We start from the raw sequence: 20,797 nt of genomic DNA, 5'->3' as shown, positions 1-20,797 counted from the left end.
GGTGGAATCTCTCGTTGAAGAAAAACATTTCTCACAAGAGAGTAAATTAGATTTTGTTACGGAGGGCGCGAAAAACATACAGAGAAGTTGGCATAATAGAATCGCACGATCTATTTTAACTCCTATATTTGGTCATTCTCGTATCAATAAACTTTCTGATTTTGTTTACGATCGGAATTAATAAATGTTCCTTATTCATTCAATGGCGCATTTTTCTAGTATTTATCTTCCAGTCCTTAAAATGACTGGTGCTAGAAAAATCTGTGAGATTGGTTCCGAGCTTGGTGGAAACACGTCTATACTTCTTGAGTATGCAGATGAAAATCATGGTCACATCATTTGTATAGACCCGTGCCCGGATAATAATTTTTATGAAAAATTAATAAATAAAGAAAATATATCTTTCATAAAGGATAAAAGTCTCAATGCAATTTTCAATATTGATTGCATTGATGTGTGGTTTGTCGATGGTGACCATAATTGGTATACGGTATTTAATGAGCTATCATTGATTGACAAAGTGTCAAAACGAGATGGGAAACCATTTTTAGCATTTGTCCACGATGTTGATTGGCCATCCGGTCGGCGTGACCTGTATTACGATCCATCCTCTATTCCGGAAAATTTTCTTCATGATTATAGCTGGGAATTGGGGACAGTGCCTGAACAGGCTGATCTAATTTCTGGAGGTTTCAGGGGAGCGGGTGCTTTTGCTTGGGCTCATCAGTCTGGAGGCGAAAAAAATGGTGTCCGAACCGCTATAGAAGATTTTATTGCGGATGGCCGAGTGGATGAAGTCGAGTTCCTGTCAATACCAGGTGTGTTCGGCTTAGGTGTTATCGTCTCGAAGAACCATCCTTTTTTAGAAGAAATCAAATCGTTATTAGAGCCCTTTGCAAATAATCCTCTTCTGATCGATCTGGAAAAGAACAGGCTGGAAAATTACCTGGAGTTGATCCGTCGGCAGGACGAGGGAAACTGAGTTTATTTTAGCGAACAAAAATCTGGCTTGTCGCATACGACAGCCAGATGTCATGCTTGGCGAACCAGTCTGATCCCAGAAGCATATCTGTTTGATCGTGGACTGGGGCTACGGTCAGAACCGGGTTTTCCCAGACCGTGCCTCCCATGGAGAAGCGTTTAAAATGGTGCCAGTGGTAGCGGCGTTCATGCAGATCCACCCCGGCTGTCGTGCCGCCGGGGTCGAGAGCCAGAAGTTCGTCCGTGAGACCCAGCCGATAAGCGAAATCCGTACTGATGATATGCGAGCGTGCACCGCTATCCAGCAGGGCGGTGCCGTGGGTGCCATCTAGGGTGAACGTGACCATCATGCGGCCATCAATGACGCGGGCAGGCACGGTGTTCCATTTGCCTTTCCATGATGGCGCAAGCTGGCAGTCTGAAGAACTGGGCAGGATTTTCCAGAAGATGAGCTGCTGATGTGGCACATCGAATTCCAGATCGTATCCGTCCAGAACGTCTGCTCCCAAAAGTCCCAGAATGGGTGGGCGGATCATGGGGGAGCCGGGGAGAGACCCTACGGGCATGGAGCCAGCTCCCAGCGCGAGTTTGCCAAGACGCAGATCGGCGATGCGGCTGTTCGGGACCAGTCGGGGAGCCCCGTTTGGCCCCTGCATGACGGTATGGCGGTTCTGGTCCTGCGGCAGGCGGAGCGTCCTGATTCCTTCAGGCGTCATCAGGCTTCCCTGTGAGCCTGTATCCACAATCATGGAGGCAGCCTGACCGTTGATCTGAACCGGAACACTCAGATAACCGCCATCATTACGAAGGGGGAGGACTGTGGCCTGGGTCATGCGACAGGTTCCGGCATTCGCATATCCGGTTACCGCCAGAAGGGATGTCAAAAAGCCGCCGATCAGTCGTTTCATTTCTGCTCCGCCCGTGGATGTGCCTTGCGCCAGACGTCCAGCAGGTGCTTTTCGTCCGCCAGCGTATAGGCCTGGGTGGTGGAAAGGCTGGCGTGGCCCATGAGTTCCTGAATGGCGCGCAAATCTGCGCCGCCTTCCATCAGATGGGTTGCAAAGGAGTGGCGCAGCGCATGAGGGGTGGCGGAATCCGGCAGACCTTCGCCTTTACGCCATTCCCGCATGGCGCGTTGGGCGACGCCGGGGTTTAGGCGCCCCCCGCGCGTGCCGCAAAATAAGGGAGCATCGGGGGAGGGAGATGGATGGGCGGCTTTCCATGTCTCCAATGTCTCGCGCACGGCGGGAAGGAGGGGAACGAGGCGTTCTTTCCCGCCCTTACCGACAACCCGGAGCATGTTCTCGCCAGCGTTTGAAAGATCCCGCACGTCCAGTGCGAGCGCTTCGCCAATGCGTAATCCGGTGCCGTAAAGCAGCGTAAAAAGGGCTTTGTCCCTGAGGGCAGCGGCGCTGGTGTAGGCGTCGTCGGAAATCCCTTCGGGAGCGGCGAGAGCCTGTTCCTGACCCAGGGGGCGGGGAAGACGTTTTTTCAGGCGCGGTGTGGCCAGAAGTCCGGGAGCGGGATTTGATATATCGAACCGGATGGCCAGATAGCGGTAAAACGACCGCAAGGCCGACACGCGACGGGCTCTGGATCGGGCGCGGGAGTCTGCGTTCGTGGCGCGGCGTGTAGGTTTTTCGCTGCGGGCGGTTTCATGGGCCAGCCAGGCGCGCAAATCGGCCAGAGACAGTTTGGCGAGGGATGTCAGATCAACGTCCCCGCCAAGGTGCTGCTCGAAAAAGGCCAGTGCCAGAACAATATCGTGCCGGTAAGCTTCGACTGTTCGCAGGCTGGAGCGCCGTTCATGGGTCAACCATTCGGTCCAGTCGCGCAATGCGTCATGGGCCATCATGGCATTTCGGGCTCAGGGAGGTTAGACACAGGCATGGCATCCAGCAGCCTACCCAAGCCTGACCTCTGGCGAAAGCCACCCCCCACCGGAACGCGCGTTTCGGTGCTCGTTCCGCTGCCTTTTCCGGGGCCGCTGGACTATCTGGCCCCCATACCGCTTCAGCCGGGTGATCTGGTTACGGTTCCGTTGGGAAAACGGGAGACTGTTGGATGCGTCTGGGACACAACCACCACGGTTCCGGCTGATTTCGCGACAGCACCGACACGTGAAGTTCCACTGTCCCGCCTGCGTCCCGTGGTCGAAAAGCTTGATGTACGTCCTTTGCCGGGCAGCCTGCGGCGGTTCATCGACTGGGTGGCAGCCTATACGCTGACGCCGCCGGGGCTGGTTCTGGCTATGGCGACCCGGATTCACCTGAAAGATGCACCCAAACCTGCTCTTGGTTGGGTTCGGACTGAGCAGCCCGAAGATGGTCTGCGTGTGACGCCAGCACGTCGCGCTGTTCTCGATGTGGCATCCAGCACGGCGATGACGACATCCGATCTTGCGGCGGCCAGCGGAGCCAGTTCCGCCGTTATCAGAGGGCTTGCGACGGCTGGTCTGTTGCGGGAGGCCGTGATTTCGGTGGCGGCACCTTTCGCGACACCTGACCCAAGCCATGGCGCGCCGCGTCTTTCTGACGAGCAGGCAGAGGTTGCACAGCAGCTTTGCCGTCCGGTGGAAGAGCAGCGCTTTGACGTGACCCTGCTTGAGGGCGTGACAGGGTCTGGCAAGACGGAAGTGTATTTTGAGGCTGTGGCGGCCTGTCTGGCTCAAGGAAAGCAGGTTCTGGTCCTGTTGCCGGAAATCGCCTTGTCAGCGCAGTGGACGGATCGGTTTATCCGTCGCTTTGGTGCGGAACCGGCTGTCTGGCACTCCGATCTCGGGGCCAAGCGTCGGCGTGAAACATGGCGTGCTGTTGCTGATGGCACGGCACGCGTTGTGGTTGGCGCACGGTCAGCCCTGTTCCTGCCGTTTGAAGATCTGGGTCTCGTTGTGGTGGACGAGGAGCATGAGAGCGCCTTCAAACAGGAAGAGGGCGTCATGTATCATGGGCGGGATATGGCTGTGGTCCGCGCCCGTTTGGCCAACGCGCCCGCCATTCTCGTGTCTGCTACACCTTCTCTGGAGACGTTGGCGAACGTCGAAGGTGGTCGTTATCACCATGAGCTTCTGACCGCCCGACATGGTGGCGCGACGATGCCGGATGTGTCTCTGGTCGATATGCGGTCTGATCCGCCGGAGCGGGGGCTGTTCCTGTCTCCGGTGCTCTGCACTGCCATTGATGAGACGCTGAAGAACGGGGAGCAGGCGATGCTGTTCCTCAATCGCCGTGGTTATGCTCCGCTGACGCTCTGTCGCGCCTGCGGGCATCGGATGCAGTGCCCCAACTGCTCCACCTGGCTGGTGGAACATCGAGCGCGCGGTATCCTGACCTGCCATCATTGCGGCCATACAGAGAGTATTCCGTCGGACTGTCCGCAATGTCATGCCGAACATTCGCTGGTACCGATCGGGCCGGGGATCGAGCGCATTACGGAAGAAGCAAAACTGCGTTTTCCCGAGGCGAAAATCCTTGTCATGTCTTCCGACACACTTGGGTCTCCGGCTGCTACGGCGGAGGCTGTGCGGAAGATCACGGATGGCGAGGTCAATCTCATCATCGGAACGCAGATCGTCGCCAAGGGCTGGCATTTCCCAAAGCTGACGCTGGTTGGTGTGGTCGATGCAGATCTGGGGCTGGGCGGTGGTGATCTTAGAGCAGCGGAACGCACCGTTCAGCTTCTGCATCAGGTCGCGGGGCGTGCAGGTCGTGCGGAACGCCCCGGCCGTGTGCTGCTTCAGAGCTATGTGGGCGAGCATCCGGTCATGACGGCGCTCGTCTCCAATGATTTCCAGACCTTTATGGAGCAGGAAGCGGAGCAGAGACGTCCGTCTTTCTGGCCGCCTTATGGGCGGCTGGCGGCGCTGATTGTCAGCGCTGCGACAGCGGATGCGGCGGATGCGCTGGCAAAGGAAATCGCGTTTGCGGCACCAGAGCGGGAAGGGGTTCAGGTTCTGGGGCCAGCCCCTGCACCGCTGGCTGTTTTACGCGGGCGGCACCGGCGCCGGTTGCTACTGCGGACTATGCGCGGAATTGCTGTTCAGCCGATTTTGCGGGACTGGCTGAAAGACATCCGACCCAAAGGAAGTGCCAAGATCGATATTGATATCGATCCCATCTCGTTTCTCTGAAGCGTTGATAACGATAATCCGGATTATGACAAACAAAGTCTGGGTGCTTGTTTTTGTTAAGAATGACTCGCATTAGCATCAAATCCTTACTCTCTGAGATGCGAATCAAATGAGCCCTATAACAGCCAGCCTTGGTCGGAGTGTGTTTCGTTGCACTCAACCAATGGCGTTGATGATCGTTTCCCAGTTGTTGCTGTCTTCTTCCGCCAGTGCAGGCTCGTTGGTGGAGAAACCGGAAAAGCAGAAAAGCGCCTCTGCACCCCACGCTCGTAAAAACAGCCCTTCTGCTGCGGCCAGGCGCAGAAAGCAGGATATTGTCACGGTGGTTGGGCAGCAGCAGGCTGCTTCTGTCAGTGCCGCCAAGATGGCCATTCCGTTTTTGGAAAACCCTCAGATCATTTCCGTTGTTTCCCGCAAACTGATGGACGAGCAGAATGTCATTCGTCTTTCGGATGCGCTGCAAAACGTGGCAGGCGTGTCCCATGCGGACAGCTACGGCCTGTATGACAGTATTCGTGTACGTGGTTTCAGCACATCCGGCATGACCTATCTCGATGGTATGAAAACCATCGACAGCCTTTCCATGAACGAGACGGTGGGCCTGTCCCGCATGGAAGTCATTAAAGGGCCGGCTTCGGGTCTGTTTGGGCAGGGGCCGCTCTCTGGCATGGTCAACATGGTCAGCAAGAGGCCGACAGACAGTAATTTTGCCACCTTCACGGCCCAGGGTGGATCTTGGTCGTATTATGAAGGGCGCGCGGATATCAACAGGAAGCTGACATCCAATGGGATGATTACAGCCCGGGTGAATGCCGTTTACCGAAAGCAGGATTACTTCGTTCGCGCCTCGGATATGGAGACGCTTTACATCGCGCCATCCATTTCAATTCGTCCGACAGATCATACCGATCTGACGCTCCTGTTCCGCTATAATCGCACGAGCGGTCACCCTTATACGGCGATTCCGGCGTACGGAACGGTTCTGCCGTCTCCCTGGGGAAAACTGCCCAGGGATTTTGCCATCAACGATGTTGAAAATCCTGCCCAGCAGCGACAGACCTACGTTCATCTGGGCTACATGTTTGATCACAAGTTCAATGAGAACATCGGCTTCCATCAAGGGTTTCGGTATCAGGTTTACCGTCAGACCTACAACAGATGGCTGTTTGCAACGACGGGGTTCTCGAACGATCTCTCACAGGTTGGTCGTTATTACTATGGACCGTATAATAATCATGGAACTGACGTCCGAATTGATACGAATGTTAATTTCAAATTCCATACAACACACCTGATTTCGCATTACGTTCTGGTCGGGACCGACTATGGTCAGAATGGGACCAATTCCACCACCGGCTTTGCAACTACAACAAATCTCAATCTCGCAAATCCGGTCTATGGGGATGTTCCCGACTATGCGAGCAGCGGTGTCATTTCCAAAACACGGCAGGACCAGTTCGGGGCCTATATTCAGGACCATATGAAAATTGGCCGTCAGGTTGCGGTGACATTTGGTGTGCGCTGGGATCGTGCGACCAGTGGTCGTGGCGGGAACAATCCGCCAACGACGGCTTTCAGCCCGCACGTGGGCATTACCTGGGCCTTTACGGACTGGATGTCTGCATACTTCAACTGGTCCAAGGCGTTTCTGCCAACGACGTCTGTTGATTATCAGCAGAAAATCCTGCCGCCCCAGAGGGGAACGGATTACGAGGTTGGCCTCAAAGCGCAGACGCGAAACGGTGTTCTGACAGGGATGGCGACCCTTTTCGATCTGGCGCGGACAAATGTCGCGACAACAGATCCACTCCATCCGCTTTACTCAATTGCGCAGGGTGAGCAGAGGAGCAAAGGGTTTGAACTGGAAGGCAATCTCAGACTTCTCCCAACCTGGACTGCCAATATTGCGTACACTTATCTCGATACCAAAATCACAAAAGACAACCGGCTTCTGCCCAATGGCGGAACTCTGTGGCTTGCGGGCGTTCCGCACCATATTTTCAATGTTTGGACAAAGTATTCCATCCCGTCAGGGATGCTGAAGGGGCTTGGTATTGGGGCGGGTGTGCATTTTGAAGGGGCTAGCCCAGCCGATAACTATACGCCACGTGATCCTGTCTACGGCCTGACGTACAAAACATCTGCCTATGCTCTGGTCAATCTGGCGGCATATTATGAAAGAGGGTCCTGGAGCGCGCAGATCAACGTGCAGAATGCGGCCGACAAACGATATTTTCCATCAGCTTCTTTAAGCCGAACGGTTGTCGGAACCCCAAGGACAATCATGGGCGGTCTGACAAAGCGATTCTGAAGAGGGTTCTGGCCAGAGTTCCGGCTTGGAGTCTGGCCAGAGAAAAGTTCAGCCTTTCCGGTTACGGAAGAACTGGATGGTCGCGGCCACGACAGAAATAACGGCCAGAGCCTGCTGGAAATAGGGGCGAAAACGTTTCGGGCCAATGGTCGCCATGGCGGTCATACCTGCAAGGCCGATTTCGCGAGCACGACCGGCATGCTTGCAACAGGCTTTGACTTTGCTGCAGCAGCCAGTTTTAGCGGGGACCTGTTCAACGGGAACGGTTTTGGTCTTCATGAAAATCCTCCTGAATAGAGTGAATCAGGGAATGAACGCTGACGAATACAAGAGGTTGTGTCCGTCAGTCTTCCTGTCCGTCTTTCTCTTTCTGAAGGATCTTGAGCTGCTTGTCTGCATCCGGGGCGTGTGGATCAAGGAGCATCATCTGCTTGTAGGCCCGTAGGGCAGCATCAGGCTCGTGTCGGTCCCGCTCAGCTTCTGCCAACATGCTCCATGCGGTGGTATCTCCGGGATCAGCCTGAATCACGACGCCCAGATCGGAAATCGCTCCATTATTGTCTCCGGCGGCGGACCGGATGGCGGCGCGGTAACGTCGCAGGATGGGCTGATCGGGCTGGAGAGTGATGGCGGACGTCAGATCATCTTCGGCGGACTGAAAATCATGCTTGCCGAGAGCATCCTGCGAATCGGTCAGAAGCATCCGAACGGCTCCGGTCAGGCTGCGGTTCCGCAATGTTTCCGCCTGATCGGCGAGTTTGCGCGCATCCTTGTCGTTTCCAGCGAGAGCGAGAGCCTTTTCCGTTTCAACAAGCCGTTCCTGAACGGTCTTGTGGTGCGGATGTGCCTTGCTGGAATCGGTTTTTACGGGCGATGGGGAGTGTGTCTGACCTGCAAGCGCGGGGGCAGGAGGAGCAACCGGCGCTGCAGAGGCAGAAAATACTGGAGTACAAAGCAGAACGGCGCCAGCCATCAGCCAGCGCCGTTCAGTTGTCATCCAGCGGATCAAGGCAATTAGCCCTGACGTGCCTTCATGCGCGGGTTCTTCTTGTTGATGATGTAAACGCGTCCACGACGGCGGACAACGCGGCAGTCCTTGTCGCGGACCTTTGCGGACTTCAGGCTGTTGCGGATCTTCATGATGTTTCCAGGCTCTCGACTGTGTGGTCCATGATGGACCGGATAGCGGGCCGGAACGCCCGCAAAAGGATGGCCCCGCTTACCGATGGTCCGTCAGTGAGTCAAGGACAACTGCGTTCCGAAGCGCGGAAAAGCTACGGCAAAGGGTTCTGCAACGGTGTGTGACTACCGGGTCAGAAGGCTTGTCCCGAGATTATTTTCCCCTAATCATGCCGTCATGATCAAGCGTCGCTTTGTGGCCACCCTGCTTCTGGCCGTCCCGCTCGCCTTTCCGGTTCTGGCTCATGCCGAAGATGGAGGGGCCAAAACCAACGATGATGATCCGTCGATCAATGCTTTGGGGATCGGAGTTAACCAGATCCTCAAGGTTTTGCAGGTTCATCCTGATTCTGCGAGTGACGCCTGTATCAATGCGCTCAAAGAGATGCATGCGGCACAGGACCAGTTGAGCAAGGAAGAAGGACACGAGAATAATCAGGACGTTGAGGTGGCGCGTGACGTTACGGCGTCCAGTATGGAAGACGTGACCACTATCTGCGGAACAGATGCTCGGACGCTGTGTCGGGCTTCTGCCGGACAGAACCCAACGCTGGCCGCTGCCTGTCGTGGCCTTCCCCACGAAGAGGAATGATGGAGCCGGATTTTGGTCGACATCACAATACGGCGATAAATTTCGTCAAATCATGTCATACGCATTCAGGGGCTAACCATTACAGTATCGGAGGAGTAGGGTTTTCGGTCTGAGTTGATGACAGGAACTGCAAGACTGCTCCGGAATGACCCGTTTGCCTGGCAGGGATAGCCCTTCTTGACCACTGTACTTCAGTCGGTCTTCCGTCCGGGATGGATCCAGTTCAGCCTCAGAACCTGGATTGCGCTGGTCGTAGCATTGGCTACGGCCTTCTGGGCTCAGGTTGATACACCTGCGGGTGCCGGTGTGACCGTCATGATCCTTGCCCAGCCTTTGCGGGGGCAGGCTCTTTCCAAGGCGCTCTATCGCTTTCTCGGGACGTTGCTGGGCGTGGGCGTCTCTATCCTGCTGATTTCCATGTTCAGTCAGGACCGTGGGCTGTTCCTTGGGGGTGTCGCTCTGTGGATGGCCGGATGTGCCTTTGTCGGTACTCTGGAGCGGGATTTTCGGGCCTATGGCGCCCTGCTGGCCGGGTACATGGTGGCGCTTGTTGCCGTCGCCAGCGTTGATAGTCCCCAGAACATCTATCATGTCAGCGTGGCCCGAGCGTCTACCGTAGCAATCGGTGTGGCTTCTGTAGCGGTCGTCAACCTGCTGTCCGGCTCGCCTCAGGCCTGGCGAAATCTTGCGCGGGGATTACAGAATCTGGGGCAGAGAATCCGTGGGCTGAGTCATGCGGCGATTATGGGGGATCCCCCTCCTTCGGCGCAGGGCACCACGGCGCTTGCTTCCGAAATCCTGTCTTTGATGACCCAGATTTCCTATGCGCGGACAGAGCTTGATCGCAGCCGTTTGCGTATGGCGGGTGCCAAACTCAGCATTATCGGCATGCTGACCGTTCTGACATGCAGTCGTGCCATTTCCACGCTTCTGAAGGAAGGCGGCGTAACGGAGGTCATGGTGCGCTATGTCCGTCAGTGGCATGAGCGTGTTGAAGATGGCACGAACCGGCAGGAAACAATGGGAACGATCCTGTCCAATATTCGTAAGGAAGATCCTGAATATTTTCCGACAGCTCGGGATGCCTGGTTTCTGGAACGTGCGGCAACGCTGCTGAGTAATCGGCTCCATATTCATACGGGTATCAGCACGCTTATGAAGGCCACTCCGGCTGGAGAGGCTCTCAAGCTCGCAACCCTGGCCAATAATACGGATTACATTACCGCCTTCATCAACAGTATGCGGGTGCTGATCGGTTTCAGTTTTGTCGCCGCTTTCTGTATCGGGACAAGTCTGCCTGCTTCGGCAACAGCCCTGTCCCAGTGCGCGCTGGTGCTTGTGCTGGCGTCGTCATCTCTTGATACGGCGCAGTTCGGCAAAGGTGCGATGATCGGGACCCCGCTGGGTATTGTGGCTGCGGCTTTTCTGTCCTTCTGGGTCTTGCCCTACGTCTATACATTGCAGGGGCTTGCGTTTGTTCTGCTGCCTCAGACGGTTATTGCCTGTCTGCTGCTCATGAACCCGAAGACCTCAGCCATAGGCTTCCACTACGGTGCATTCTTCCTTGTGTTCGTAGGGCTGGGCAACCACCACAGCTATAACCCGGAAGCCTTCATCGAACGCAACACCTTTTATTTCATCTCCGCGGTCCTGTCCTTCATTCTGCTGGTTCTGCTGTGGCCACCCACGGCGCGGCGGCATCGTTTCCGGATTGCCGTGGCCATTTCCTCTGACCTGGAGTCCCAGCTTGGCGGCCATGGTGAGGCGATGGGGCCAGCCCTTCTGAGCCGGAAATATGATCGACTGAGCCAGCTTCTGCTCTGGACGAAGCGTCTCCCTAAAGGAGGGACAGCGTCCGAGCATGTTTTTGAACGTCTCGTGGCGCTGGAAGATCTGTCCAGCACGATTGCCCGTGTGAGGCTGTATCTCGATCAGGCTGCCCGTATGCCGTCCTTGCGACATCTTGTCCGTCCCGCCCGCAAGGCTCTGGCGCGGGACAGTCTTGGCGTTCTGGAGCGTGAGCTGGCGGATATGACGCAGGAATTTCTTGATCGTCTCCGCCTTGGGGCGCCCAGTGAGGAAATCCTGATCATCAACTGTGTTGGTGGACTTGAAGCCGTACGGGTCATGCTTTTGCGGAACCGGACGGCTGTTCATCATTATGGAATAGGACGCAAACGATGGTGATGACACAGGTCGTAGACCTTGGGGGTTTGCTCGTCTCCGCGTTTGTCGTCAATCTGGCTCTGTCACTTCTGACGCTGGCCATTCTCCGCTGGCTCATGGGCTGGTTCGATCTCTGGCGTTTCGTCTGGGATCCGCCATTGGCCCAGTTCGGCATCCTTATCTGCCTTCTCGGGCTTTATACCCTGATCCTCTGATACAAGGCCGTTTCCAGTGCTTTCCAGTGCCCATCGTCTGATCCGCCTGACCATTACCATCTCCATCCTTGTGGTGGCTGCTGTCGTGGTGGTCATCCTGTGGGACTACTACACGGCCTCTCCCTGGACCCGGAATGGACAGGTGCGTGTGCAGGTTGCCAATATTGCGCCGCGCGTTTCCGGGCAGATTTTGCATGTGAACGTTCATGACAACCAGCCCGTGCATCGGGGGGATGTTCTGTACGAAATTGACCCGTTCGATTTTCAGGTGGCTGTGGATGCTGCCAAGGCGAAGGTGGCGGAACGCAAGGCGGATATGGAGTTCAAGGAGGTTCAGTCCGAGTGGCGCAAGGCCATTCCAGGCGTGGCTGTCTCAAAGGAAGAGAAGAAGCAGTACGTTGCTCTCGCCCAGCAGGCAGCGGCGCAATACGCTTCGGCACAGGCGGAACTGCGGCAGGCCGAAATCAATCTGGACCGCACGAAGGTCCGAAGTTCTCTGGACGGGATCGTCACGAACCTGATCATGCGTCCGGGTGATTTCGCCACGGCGGGTACAGTGAACATGCACGTCATTGATACGAGTTCATACTGGATTGACGGGTATTTCGAGGAAACCAAGGTTCATGATCTGGATGAGGGCGATCTCGTCCGTATGGATCTGATGGGCTACCATGACCCCCTCTACGGGCATATCGAGAGCATCACGCGGGGTATTGCCAGTAACAATGCGCTTGTGAACGAGCAGGGCCTGCCGACGGTCGATCCTGTTTATACCTGGGTGCGGCTGGCACAACGTATTCCGGTGCGTGTGAAAATCGACAAACTGCCGGATGATCTGACACTTGCTGCGGGCATGACAGCGACGGTCACGGTTGTGTCTGAATCGGGAAACCGCCGCCATCGCTCCACACAGGATGCGTTCCAGCATTTCGGAGACGATATCCGACATCTTTTTGGTCATAAGTAACGGATTGTCTTGTGATTTTCACAATCCATCTTCTGTTTCAGCCGTTAACATACCGGACAGAAAATCGGATATCTGAAAACGGGGCGGCAGGTAGCTTGCCCTGATTTTACAAACTGAGAAGGAAGAATTGTGCACGCATCCCTTTCTTGCCGGACACTGGGCTTCGCGCTGAGTGGTCTGTGCCTTGTCGCTGCCTTCTCAACGGCTGAAGCCGCTGCGACGGATAAAGCCCGCAAAGCCGGAGCACTTGTCAGTTCAGGCCCTCTGGCGGACGCATTGAGTCTTCCGGATGCGGGGAAATCCCTGCGCATTACCTATCTTTCGACGGATGGTGTGACGGGGAAAGGGCTCGTGCCCGTGACGGCTGAGGTGATTGTTCCTGCGGGGGAAGCTCCTGCCGGTGGCTGGCCAATTGTCGCCTGGGCGCATGGGACCGTGGGCAACGACGATAGCTGTGCCCCCTCCCTGAATCCGTACAGTGCCCGCAACACACACTATCTTTCGGAATGGATGAAGCGCGGCTTCGCCATTGTCGCGACAGACTATCAGGGTTTGGGAACGCCGGGTGTTCATCCGTATCTGAACACGCGGGCCGAAGCTTACAGTGTTTTGGATTCCGTCCGCGCTGCACTGAAATCGGTTCCGGGTCTCCAGAACAAGATCATGATCGTTGGTCAGTCTCAGGGTGGTGGGGCTGCTTTCGCTTCCGCAGCTTTCGCTCCTGCCTACGCGCCGGACCTCAACATCCGTGGAACTGTCGCAACGGGTATTCCCTACCTGACTCCGGAAATTCTCTCGGCTATGCTGGCGCAGGCTGGTCAGGCAACGGGCTACAGCCCTCTTGTGGCCTATACGCTTCTGATTGGATCATCTTACGCGGGCCTGAACCCGCATTTCCGTCCGGAAGAGGCGTTTACGCCCAAGGCCATGCCAGCCTTCAAGGCGGCAGAAACGTCATGCCTGACGGGTCTGTCTGATCTGGCAGAGAAAGATGGCCTGACGCTGGCAAATGCACTTCAGCCAACCTATGCCAAAGCCATGTCTCCGGCCATGAAGGGTATGATGTATCCGACGCTGAAACTGGCACAGCCTCTCTTTGTTGGTACCGGAACCGCTGATGAAGACGTGCCGACGCAATTACAGGTGGGTCTGGTCAAGGCAGCCTGTGCGGCTGGAACCGTGGTACAGGCGCATCTGTACAAGGGGCTGGATCATTCCCAGACGGTGAATGCGTCTCTGCCGGATTCCGCGGCCTTTACCAAGGCGGTTATGGCGGGCGAGCCTGTGACGCCGCAGTGCACGCCGATCCCACAATGATGCCTTTAGCCCCGGATGTTCGTCATTCGGGGTTTCTCATATGTCCGACATGAAGCGGACAATCGCCTCTGCGGCACGTTGTGAAGCGCCAAGCAGAGGCTCCCCAAACGTTTCCTGAAACAGCTTTTCCTGAGCGGGCCTGTAGAGTGCGTGGCGTTCCTGCGCCTGCGCCACGGCCGTCATGATGTCTGCCGGATCCTCCACGACATCGCCTAACGTCCAGTGCAGGAAATAGGGATCATCCCGCCACGGTATCCGTCGTGGGTTTAGAAAGATGCACGGGCGCGGTATCGCCAGAAACTCGTAAACCTGACTGCTGACATCCCCGATATAGAGAGCGGCCTGGGACGTGTAAGTCATGTCCAGCATGGCGTCCGAGCCAGTATCGACCAGAACATCCGTGCTCTGTTGCCGCTTGAGTTGACGTTCCCGGATGCCGAAACCCTTGTGGAACATCTTGATATGCGGGGCCACAACCAGATTGTATTCGGTCTGTGCCTTAAACCCCTTGATGAGAGGGGTCATGCAGGCCGGTGCCGATGTTAGCGCACGCTGATAATGCGGATTGTAGAGCGCGAATGGTCGGCCATCCGGGAATGAGATGGCGTTCTCTTTGCGAACGGCTTCAAAGACGTCGAACTTCGGGTAGCCCACGATCTGGGACGCACCCGTCTGGAACAGGCCCTTGTCCCGGAAATACGTCTCCACCTTCGGGCCCGGAACGAGCGTCAGATCAAACTCTCGCACGAGGTGCTCGTCATTGACGTATCTGTCTCCCGCGCCGTGCATCAGAAGGACCAGTTTCGGCCCCTTCAGCCCCATTTCTTTCAGAACACCGGCCGTATATTCCGTCGCGACCACTACGTCATACCGGTTCAGTTCAGCCACGTTTTCACGCAGAACCAGCAGTCGTTCCTGATCGAGACGCCGGGCCTTCTTCAGCACTTTTGCCTTCCATGATTTGGGAAAGGGTTTGAGTGGAAGGGCAGGAACGCCAAGGGCGCGACGGATACGGCTTAGATGGGTCACGGTCTCGGGGAAGCTGTAGTATTCCGTGACCTCACATCCGGGAATGGCGGCAAGAGCGCTGGCGACAGAGGCTGTGTGATAGCACTGATACGGTTCTGCAATATAGATGAAGGCGATGTTCATGGTCGTCTGTTGCGTCCTGACGTCACCGCGACCTGCGGCTTATGCCCGGAATGACGTGTGCGGAAAGCGAAAGCCAGACCGGGTGCGAATGTCTTTGAAGCGCTTCAAAGACATGGAATATGGCCTCGTTCATAATCCTCACCCTCTGACTGTCAAGGAATCGGGCCAGAGGCGAAGATATGGCTTCCGGCATGGACACCCGGGGGGCTTTGTGGTCAGAAAGCCCGCATGTCCGCCGAACACTCCGTTTTCAGATCCATCTTCCGAAATGTCAGTGTTCTCACCGTCGGCCGTGTCGTCAATGCACTGTGCAGCTTCGTCTACATTGCATTTACGGTACGGGCGCTGGGCCTGTCTGATTTCGGACTGCTGATCCTCATTCATTCCCTGGCCTCTACGGGGTCTGTGCTGTCGCGTATGCAGTCCTGGCAGACGCTCATCCGGTTCGGCAGTGATGCGTTTACGAAAAACGATACGGATCTGCTGCGAAAGGTGGTTCACTTCTGTATTCGGCTGGATACGCTGTCTGCTGCTTTTGCCATTCTGTTCGGGCTGATTGCCGTGCAGGTTTATGGGGTGACGGCGCAATGGTCCCGGCATGTGCGGTTTCTGGCGGATCTGTATGTGATTGTGAGTCCGCTCATGTATTCGGGTTGGGCGAATGGCATCCTGCGAATGGCAGGAAAATTCCATCTTGTTCCCATCATCGATACCTGTGCAGCTGTTGTAAAAACGCTTGGCGTTCTGCTGGGATATGTCCTGCATCTGAAGCTGGGATATTTTTTGGCGATGTGGGCGCTCGCCATCATCATCGACTACGGATTTTACTTCTATTACGCGATGGACATCCTGCGGCAGAAGTTCAGGTTCCGCTATTTCCAGGCCTACCGGAGCTGGCGCTGGCAGATTCCCGGTATGTGGCAGTTCACCCGCGCAGCCAGTGTGAACCAGACGCTCGGCAATATTTCCGGGCATGTAGCGACGCTTCTGGTGGGTAATGGCCTTGGTCCGGCGGAGGCTGCTGTTTTCCGCGTCTGCCGTCAGATCGCAGACGGGATTGTCACACCCGCCCAGCTCATCTCGCCGGTGCTGTACCCGGAACTGGTCAAGATGCGGGACAAGCAGGACTGGAAGGGCCTCAAGCGCGTCACATGGAAGATGTTTGGCGTCCTGACGGCCCTGTCATTGTTGCTTCTGCTGCTCTCTGCCGTGTTTGGCTCAAAGATTTTCAGGCTGATGCTGCATGTTCATGTACATCACACATCGCTCTATATTTCCATCATGCTGATGGCCGCGGTCTTCAGTCTGCTGGTCATTCCGCTGGAGCCCCTGCTGATCGTCGTGGGGCACGTGAAGTTCCTGATGACCAGCCGGACGGCTATTATGGCGATCTATTTCCCAGCCCTTTACGTGCTGACCATGCAGTTCGGATTGGCGGGTGCGTGCCTGACAACAGCAGCCTGCAACGCGGCCATTTTGCTCTCACGGTTTGCAGGTGTCTGGATATTCGGGGGGCGGATCGGGAAACCGAAGCCGGAGTGAGGTCTGGCCCACGTTTTGGTATGGGCCAGACCGTTATCTGTTAGCGCAGAGGCGCGCGGTCCATGGCCCAGATTGCAAAAGCCTGCACTAGCGCGACTTCTTCCAGCCGCTTGAAGCGCCCGGATGATCCGCCATGGCCTGCATCCATGTTGATGCGGCACAGGAATGGGCCGCCTGAGGCCACTTCACGCAGCTTGGCAATCCATTTCGCGGGCTCCCAATACGTGACGCGCGGGTCGGACAGGCCACCCATGGCGAGAATAGGCGGGTAAGGCCGTGCCTGAATGTTGTCGTAAGGCGAATAGCTGGCGATGAGGTCGTAAGCGTCCTCGTCTTCCAAAGGATTTCCCCATTCCGGCCATTCCGGTGGCGTGAGGGGCAGGGACGTGTCGGACATGGTGTTAAGCATGTCCACAAACGGCACCTGCGCGGCGATCCCGGCAAAAAGATCCGGCGCCATATTGGCGACAGCGCCCATCAACAGACCACCCGCCGAGCCACCATGGGCCACGATGCGGCTTGCGGAGCCGTAGCCTTGCTTCACGAGATAGTTCGCTGACGCGATGAAGTCCGTGAAGGTATTGGGCTTGGTTTTGCCACGTCCTTGCAGGAACCAGTTCCAGCCCTTTTCCGAGCCGCCACGAATATGCGCGATGGCATAAACCCAGCCACGGTCCACAAGACTGAAAACCGTTGTGGAGAAGCTGGCGTCCATGGCAATGCCGTATGAGCCGTAACCGTAAAGCAGCAGGGGCGCGGACCCATCCAGAACCTGTCCCTTGCGCATCAGGACCGTCACGGGAATCTGCTCCCCGTCCGGGGCCGTCGCGAACAGGCGACGTGTCTCGTATTTTTCCGGATCGTGTCCGGACGGAACGTCACGAACCTTCTGGAGTGTGCGCTCTCCGGTAGCGAGATCGTAGTCATACCAGTGTGCCGGGGTCGTCGGGGACTGGTAGACGTAGCGCAGGACCGAGCCTTCATATTCGAGAACGCCCTGAAGCGTCAGATCGTAAGCCGGTTCGTCCATGCCAATGGTCACGGCCTGACTGCGAACATCCCCGCTGACACCGGCCTTCACCACGCGGATATGAACGTTGCCGTCCTTCCGCTCTGACCAGGCCAGATAATTGCGGGACGCGGTTGCACCCAGAATATAGTGCCCTTCCAGATACGGTACGAACGGGGCCCAGTTCTCCCGTCCTGTGGCCGTATCAGGCGTCTGCATAAGCTGGAAATCGACAGCGTCACCAGCGTTGGTGAGGATGATGAAACGGTCATTCCAGTGCGTGAAAGAATAACGCTCGCCACGGATCAGCGGAGCAGCCACGACTGGCAGGGCGGTTGGTTCAGAGGCTGGGATCAGCAGCGTTTCGTTCGTGTCATGGTCGCCGCGTTCGATGACAATCCACTTGCGGGACGCGCTGGTGCCGATGCTCAGGAAGAAGCCGGGGTCGGTTTCATCAAAGACCAGAACATCTTCGCCCCCCGTCAGCGGACGGCGGTAGATCCGGGATGGGCGGCCGTTGTCGTCCCGGAAGATCCAGAACAGCCATGCGCTGTCTGGCGAAATGGCGAAGCTGCCAGTCGTGCTTTCAACCGGTGCGGCGCAAAGCTCACCGCTCTCCAGATCCTTGACCTGGATGCGATAGACTTCTGATCCCTGCACGTCTTCCGAATACACGAAGTAGCGATGATTGGCGGAGTGAGCTGTTCCGCCGAGGGCGTAGTAATCGAATTCTTTGGCGCGGGCATCCACATCAAGGAGAACCTGCTCGTCCCCACCGTCGCGCGGGCGGCGTGCCCGAAGCGGATGCTGGGCGCCATCTTCAAAGCGGCTGTAGTAGGCCCATGGGCCATCCGGGACAGGCACGGATTCTTCAGCCGGCGGGATGCGCCCGATCATTTCCTGCAGAAGTTCTTTGCGGAGCGGCTCCATACCGGCCAGCACGCTCTCGGCGTAGGCGTTTTCAGCCTTGAGGTGCTCGGTAATATCCGGTCGCAGAACGGACGGATCACGCAGAACCTGCTGCCAGTTCTCATCCTTCATCCAGGCATAGGAATCGGTGCGGGTCCGGCCAAGCTGCGTGGTTGAGAAAGGCTCCTTTTTGGGAGCGGGCGGAACGGGGAAGGGGTGCTGGGTTTCTGACATGGCCGAAACCTTGGCGCAGAAATGCGGATGACTCAATCCGCCAGGATGGCGGGAATATTCAAAGCTGGATCAGAGAGGACGGTATCGGGAAAAATAATCGGAAAAGAAACCAGAAGGCTTCTCAGGTGTTCTTCATGCAACGGCGGATGATTTTTCAGACCGGGGCTTGTCTCCGGGAGGTTGGGTCTCAATAGCCGTCATGTAATCATATCAGACATGGAAAGATTTCCTCCATGAATACCAATAAGTATTTTGCCGCTTTCGCTGCTCTTGGTCTGGCTTTCTCTGGTGCTGCTGTTGCCCAGACGGCGCCACAGCCGGGTCAGCCGATTGTTCCGCCGGGAACTCAGGCCGTTATCACGCCAAACCATGTTCAGGCCGTGGGTGGCATCAATGGTGTTGCAACCGCAGCAACGCCGGGCACGCTGGGTGAAAACGGCATGCCGTCCATTGACAGCGCACAGGCTGGCAATGTGGCAGGTCTGACGTCCTATTGTATCCACAAGAAGCTGTCTCTGGGTACGGCTCCGCGTTCTGCGTCCCGCACGCTGGCCAAGCGCCCGGATGTGCAGAATGACCAGTACTACTCACTGGGTGGTCGCGGCCTTCTCCAGACCAGCACGAACACGCCTTTCGACATTTCCACGCTGCCGAAAGACAAGCAGGTTCTGGTCTGCCGTGATCTCTTCAAAAAGGCCCAGAGCCTCAACAACTGAGACTTCTGAGTTTTCGTCCTGAAAAAGCCCCGGGGGTTATCCTCCGGGGCTTTTTTCGTTTCTGGTGTCAGCCGTTGCGCGCCTTTGCAGCGAACGCATTCAGCTTGACCAGCGTGTCGTCAAACTGCCCGTTGGCTTCGGCAAATCTCAGAAAGCGGACACGTTTCACAAGGATTTCCCGGGGTGTTGGCTGCTGGGAAAGCAGTGCCATGACCTCATCGGAAAAGTCATCGAGAGGCTGATAGCCCGGACGTGTCTCCTGTCCTGGCGTGAGTCCCGTCTGGACCGCAGGCGGGGCCAGTTCAATGACTTCGACTTTCCCTTTCAGGACTTCGCGAAGAGCGATCGTATAGGAATGGATTGCGGCTTTCGTGGCGTTATAGGTTGGCGTGGTGGTGAGCGGGACGAACGCCAGCCCGGACGTCACATTGATGATGACAGCGTCCTGCTGCTTCACCAGATGATCGGTCAGGGCGTTGATGAGACGGATTGAGCCGAGAAGGTTCGTCGTGATCGTGTCTTCAGCGTCTGTCAGATCGTGGGTTTTGGTGAGATCTTCAAACCGCATGATCCCGGCGTTGTTGATAACGACATTCAGGTCTGGATAGGCTTTCAGAAGGCGATCCGAAAAATCGGCGATGCCGTCAGCACTCTCAATATCCAGTGTCAGCGCGTGCATGTTGGGACGGCCTGCAATGGCGCTTTCCAGAGCATCCTTCCGCCGTCCGGCAACGATGACTGTATTGCCCGCGTCATGCAGCCTCTGTGCCAGGGCCTGTCCTATGCCCGAGCCGCCACCGGTTACCAGGATTGTATTTCCAGTCTGTTTCATCGGAGTTGCTCCTTCATGAATTGGAACACTTTATCTAGCGGGCTATCGTTGATCGGGAAGAAGGCACCTCAAAGATTTATACGCACCAAAAGGAGAGCGGCCCATGACGGATAATCCCTATGAGGCGTCTCCAGAGCGCCGTGCCCAGCGGCTTGCTGAGACAGCGCCGACCGAGTGTGACGTGCGTGTTGGGCGACTGGTGACAGATCTGATCGGACGTGTGGCCGATAAGTGGACGATGATTATTCTGGAAGTGCTGGAAGAGCATAAAGAACTGCGCTTCACGGAACTGGCGCGCAAGGTTGAGGGCATCAGCCAGAAAATGCTGACACAGACGCTCCGCCATATGGAGCGCGACGGCATGGTGACCAGAACCATTCATCCTGTCATCCCGCCGCGCGTGGACTATCGTCTCACGCCGCTGGGTCTAAGCCTCGGCGCTGCGTTCTGCGGGGTCTGGATCTGGGCGGAGAAAAATCTGACGGAAGTGGAAGCCGCCCGGACGGCGTTTGATGCCAGATGAAGTCCATGCCTGACAGAATGGTG

The 20,797-nt window shown here is 56.5% G+C and carries 20 protein-coding genes; 12 read left to right on the top strand and 8 right to left on the bottom strand.

Annotated features, from left to right (window positions below):
* A partial coding sequence (locus tag GJA01_RS15395; protein ID WP_218017415.1) for a hypothetical protein occupies positions 1-181 on the top strand: 181 nt, incomplete at its 5' end.
* A 3-nt stretch (positions 182-184) separates the two neighbouring features.
* Positions 185-982, top strand: coding sequence for a class I SAM-dependent methyltransferase (locus GJA01_RS03455; RefSeq protein ID WP_062503839.1), 798 nt, complete (start codon positions 185-187; stop codon positions 980-982).
* Positions 983-989: 7 nt separating this feature from the next.
* Here GJA01_RS03455 and GJA01_RS03450 read toward each other — a convergent pair whose 3' ends face one another.
* The gene (locus tag GJA01_RS03450) at positions 990-1,889 is read right to left on the bottom strand and encodes a retroviral-like aspartic protease family protein (protein ID WP_062503841.1); all 900 of its coding nucleotides are present in this window, start codon (positions 1,887-1,889) and stop codon (positions 990-992) included.
* Entirely contained in the window at positions 1,886-2,836 is a 951-nt protein-coding gene (locus GJA01_RS03445; RefSeq protein ID WP_062503843.1) for a tyrosine recombinase XerC, read from the bottom strand. Before GJA01_RS03445 ends, GJA01_RS03450 begins: the two co-directional genes overlap by 4 nt.
* Before the next feature lie 33 nt (positions 2,837-2,869).
* Here GJA01_RS03445 and GJA01_RS03440 point away from each other — a divergent pair, with 33 nt between their 5' ends.
* Positions 2,870-5,110 carry a primosomal protein N' gene (locus tag GJA01_RS03440; protein WP_062503845.1) on the top strand — a complete coding sequence of 747 codons (2,241 nt, stop codon included), beginning with the start codon at positions 2,870-2,872 and terminating at the stop codon, positions 5,108-5,110.
* A gap of 109 nt (positions 5,111-5,219) precedes the next feature.
* Complete coding sequence (locus GJA01_RS03435) at positions 5,220-7,421, top strand: TonB-dependent siderophore receptor (RefSeq protein ID WP_253783280.1); 2,202 nt, start codon at positions 5,220-5,222, stop codon at positions 7,419-7,421.
* A 48-nt stretch (positions 7,422-7,469) separates the two neighbouring features.
* Here the strand turns inward: GJA01_RS03435 and GJA01_RS03430 are convergent, their stop codons facing one another.
* The 3 genes from GJA01_RS03430 to ykgO all read right to left on the bottom strand — a co-directional run bounded on the left by GJA01_RS03430 (position 7,470) and on the right by ykgO (position 8,561).
* Entirely contained in the window at positions 7,470-7,700 is a 231-nt protein-coding gene (locus tag GJA01_RS03430) for a hypothetical protein (RefSeq protein ID WP_010504142.1), read from the bottom strand.
* A 64-nt stretch (positions 7,701-7,764) separates the two neighbouring features.
* Positions 7,765-8,418, bottom strand: a complete 654-nt coding sequence (locus GJA01_RS03425) for a tetratricopeptide repeat protein (protein ID WP_253783282.1) — start codon at positions 8,416-8,418, stop codon at positions 7,765-7,767.
* Positions 8,419-8,435: 17 nt separating this feature from the next.
* Positions 8,436-8,561 (bottom strand): type B 50S ribosomal protein L36, encoded by a 126-nt coding sequence (ykgO, locus tag GJA01_RS03420; protein ID WP_007281615.1) that lies wholly within the window; start codon positions 8,559-8,561, stop codon positions 8,436-8,438.
* Between the two features lie 217 nt (positions 8,562-8,778).
* Here ykgO and GJA01_RS03415 point away from each other — a divergent pair, with 217 nt between their 5' ends.
* From GJA01_RS03415 to GJA01_RS03395, 5 genes are all read left to right on the top strand, one after another.
* On the top strand, positions 8,779-9,192 hold the full coding sequence (locus GJA01_RS03415) for a hypothetical protein (RefSeq protein ID WP_062503853.1): 414 nt from the start codon (positions 8,779-8,781) through the stop codon (positions 9,190-9,192).
* Positions 9,193-9,369: 177 nt separating this feature from the next.
* Positions 9,370-11,379, top strand: coding sequence for an FUSC family protein (locus GJA01_RS03410; RefSeq protein ID WP_062503855.1), 2,010 nt, complete (start codon positions 9,370-9,372; stop codon positions 11,377-11,379).
* Positions 11,373-11,573 carry a DUF1656 domain-containing protein gene (locus GJA01_RS03405; RefSeq protein WP_010504136.1) on the top strand — a complete coding sequence of 67 codons (201 nt, stop codon included), beginning with the start codon at positions 11,373-11,375 and terminating at the stop codon, positions 11,571-11,573. Before GJA01_RS03410 ends, GJA01_RS03405 begins: the two co-directional genes overlap by 7 nt.
* A 16-nt stretch (positions 11,574-11,589) precedes the next feature.
* Positions 11,590-12,540, top strand: a complete 951-nt coding sequence (locus GJA01_RS03400; RefSeq protein ID WP_034880664.1) for an efflux RND transporter periplasmic adaptor subunit — start codon at positions 11,590-11,592, stop codon at positions 12,538-12,540.
* A gap of 129 nt (positions 12,541-12,669) precedes the next feature.
* Entirely contained in the window at positions 12,670-13,857 is a 1,188-nt protein-coding gene (locus tag GJA01_RS03395) for a lipase family protein (RefSeq protein WP_062503857.1), read from the top strand.
* A gap of 36 nt (positions 13,858-13,893) precedes the next feature.
* Here the strand turns inward: GJA01_RS03395 and GJA01_RS03390 are convergent, their stop codons facing one another.
* On the bottom strand, positions 13,894-15,009 hold the full coding sequence (locus GJA01_RS03390; protein ID WP_062503859.1) for a CDP-glycerol glycerophosphotransferase family protein: 1,116 nt from the start codon (positions 15,007-15,009) through the stop codon (positions 13,894-13,896).
* Between the two features lie 228 nt (positions 15,010-15,237).
* Between GJA01_RS03390 and GJA01_RS03385 the strand changes: the two genes are divergently transcribed.
* Positions 15,238-16,551, top strand: coding sequence for a lipopolysaccharide biosynthesis protein (locus GJA01_RS03385; RefSeq protein WP_062503861.1), 1,314 nt, complete (start codon positions 15,238-15,240; stop codon positions 16,549-16,551).
* A 40-nt stretch (positions 16,552-16,591) separates the two neighbouring features.
* Here the strand turns inward: GJA01_RS03385 and GJA01_RS03380 are convergent, their stop codons facing one another.
* On the bottom strand, positions 16,592-18,703 hold the full coding sequence (locus tag GJA01_RS03380) for a S9 family peptidase (protein ID WP_253783284.1): 2,112 nt from the start codon (positions 18,701-18,703) through the stop codon (positions 16,592-16,594).
* 233 nt (positions 18,704-18,936) lie between these two features.
* Between GJA01_RS03380 and GJA01_RS03375 the strand changes: the two genes are divergently transcribed.
* A complete protein-coding gene (locus GJA01_RS03375) occupies positions 18,937-19,419 on the top strand; it encodes a hypothetical protein (protein WP_023943831.1) in 483 nt (160 codons plus the stop codon).
* Between the two features lie 67 nt (positions 19,420-19,486).
* On the opposite strand, the gene GJA01_RS03370 is transcribed toward GJA01_RS03375, so the two are convergent.
* Positions 19,487-20,251, bottom strand: a complete 765-nt coding sequence (locus tag GJA01_RS03370) for an SDR family oxidoreductase (RefSeq protein ID WP_062503866.1) — start codon at positions 20,249-20,251, stop codon at positions 19,487-19,489.
* A 103-nt stretch (positions 20,252-20,354) separates the two neighbouring features.
* Between GJA01_RS03370 and GJA01_RS03365 the strand changes: the two genes are divergently transcribed.
* Positions 20,355-20,774, top strand: a complete 420-nt coding sequence (locus tag GJA01_RS03365; RefSeq protein WP_062018069.1) for a winged helix-turn-helix transcriptional regulator — start codon at positions 20,355-20,357, stop codon at positions 20,772-20,774.
* The last annotated feature ends 23 nt before the right edge of the window (positions 20,775-20,797 follow it).

It is taken from the genome of Gluconobacter japonicus (assembly GCF_002723975.1).
Taxonomy (GTDB): domain Bacteria; phylum Pseudomonadota; class Alphaproteobacteria; order Acetobacterales; family Acetobacteraceae; genus Gluconobacter; species Gluconobacter japonicus.
This window is presented reverse-complemented; position numbering and strand designations above follow the sequence as displayed.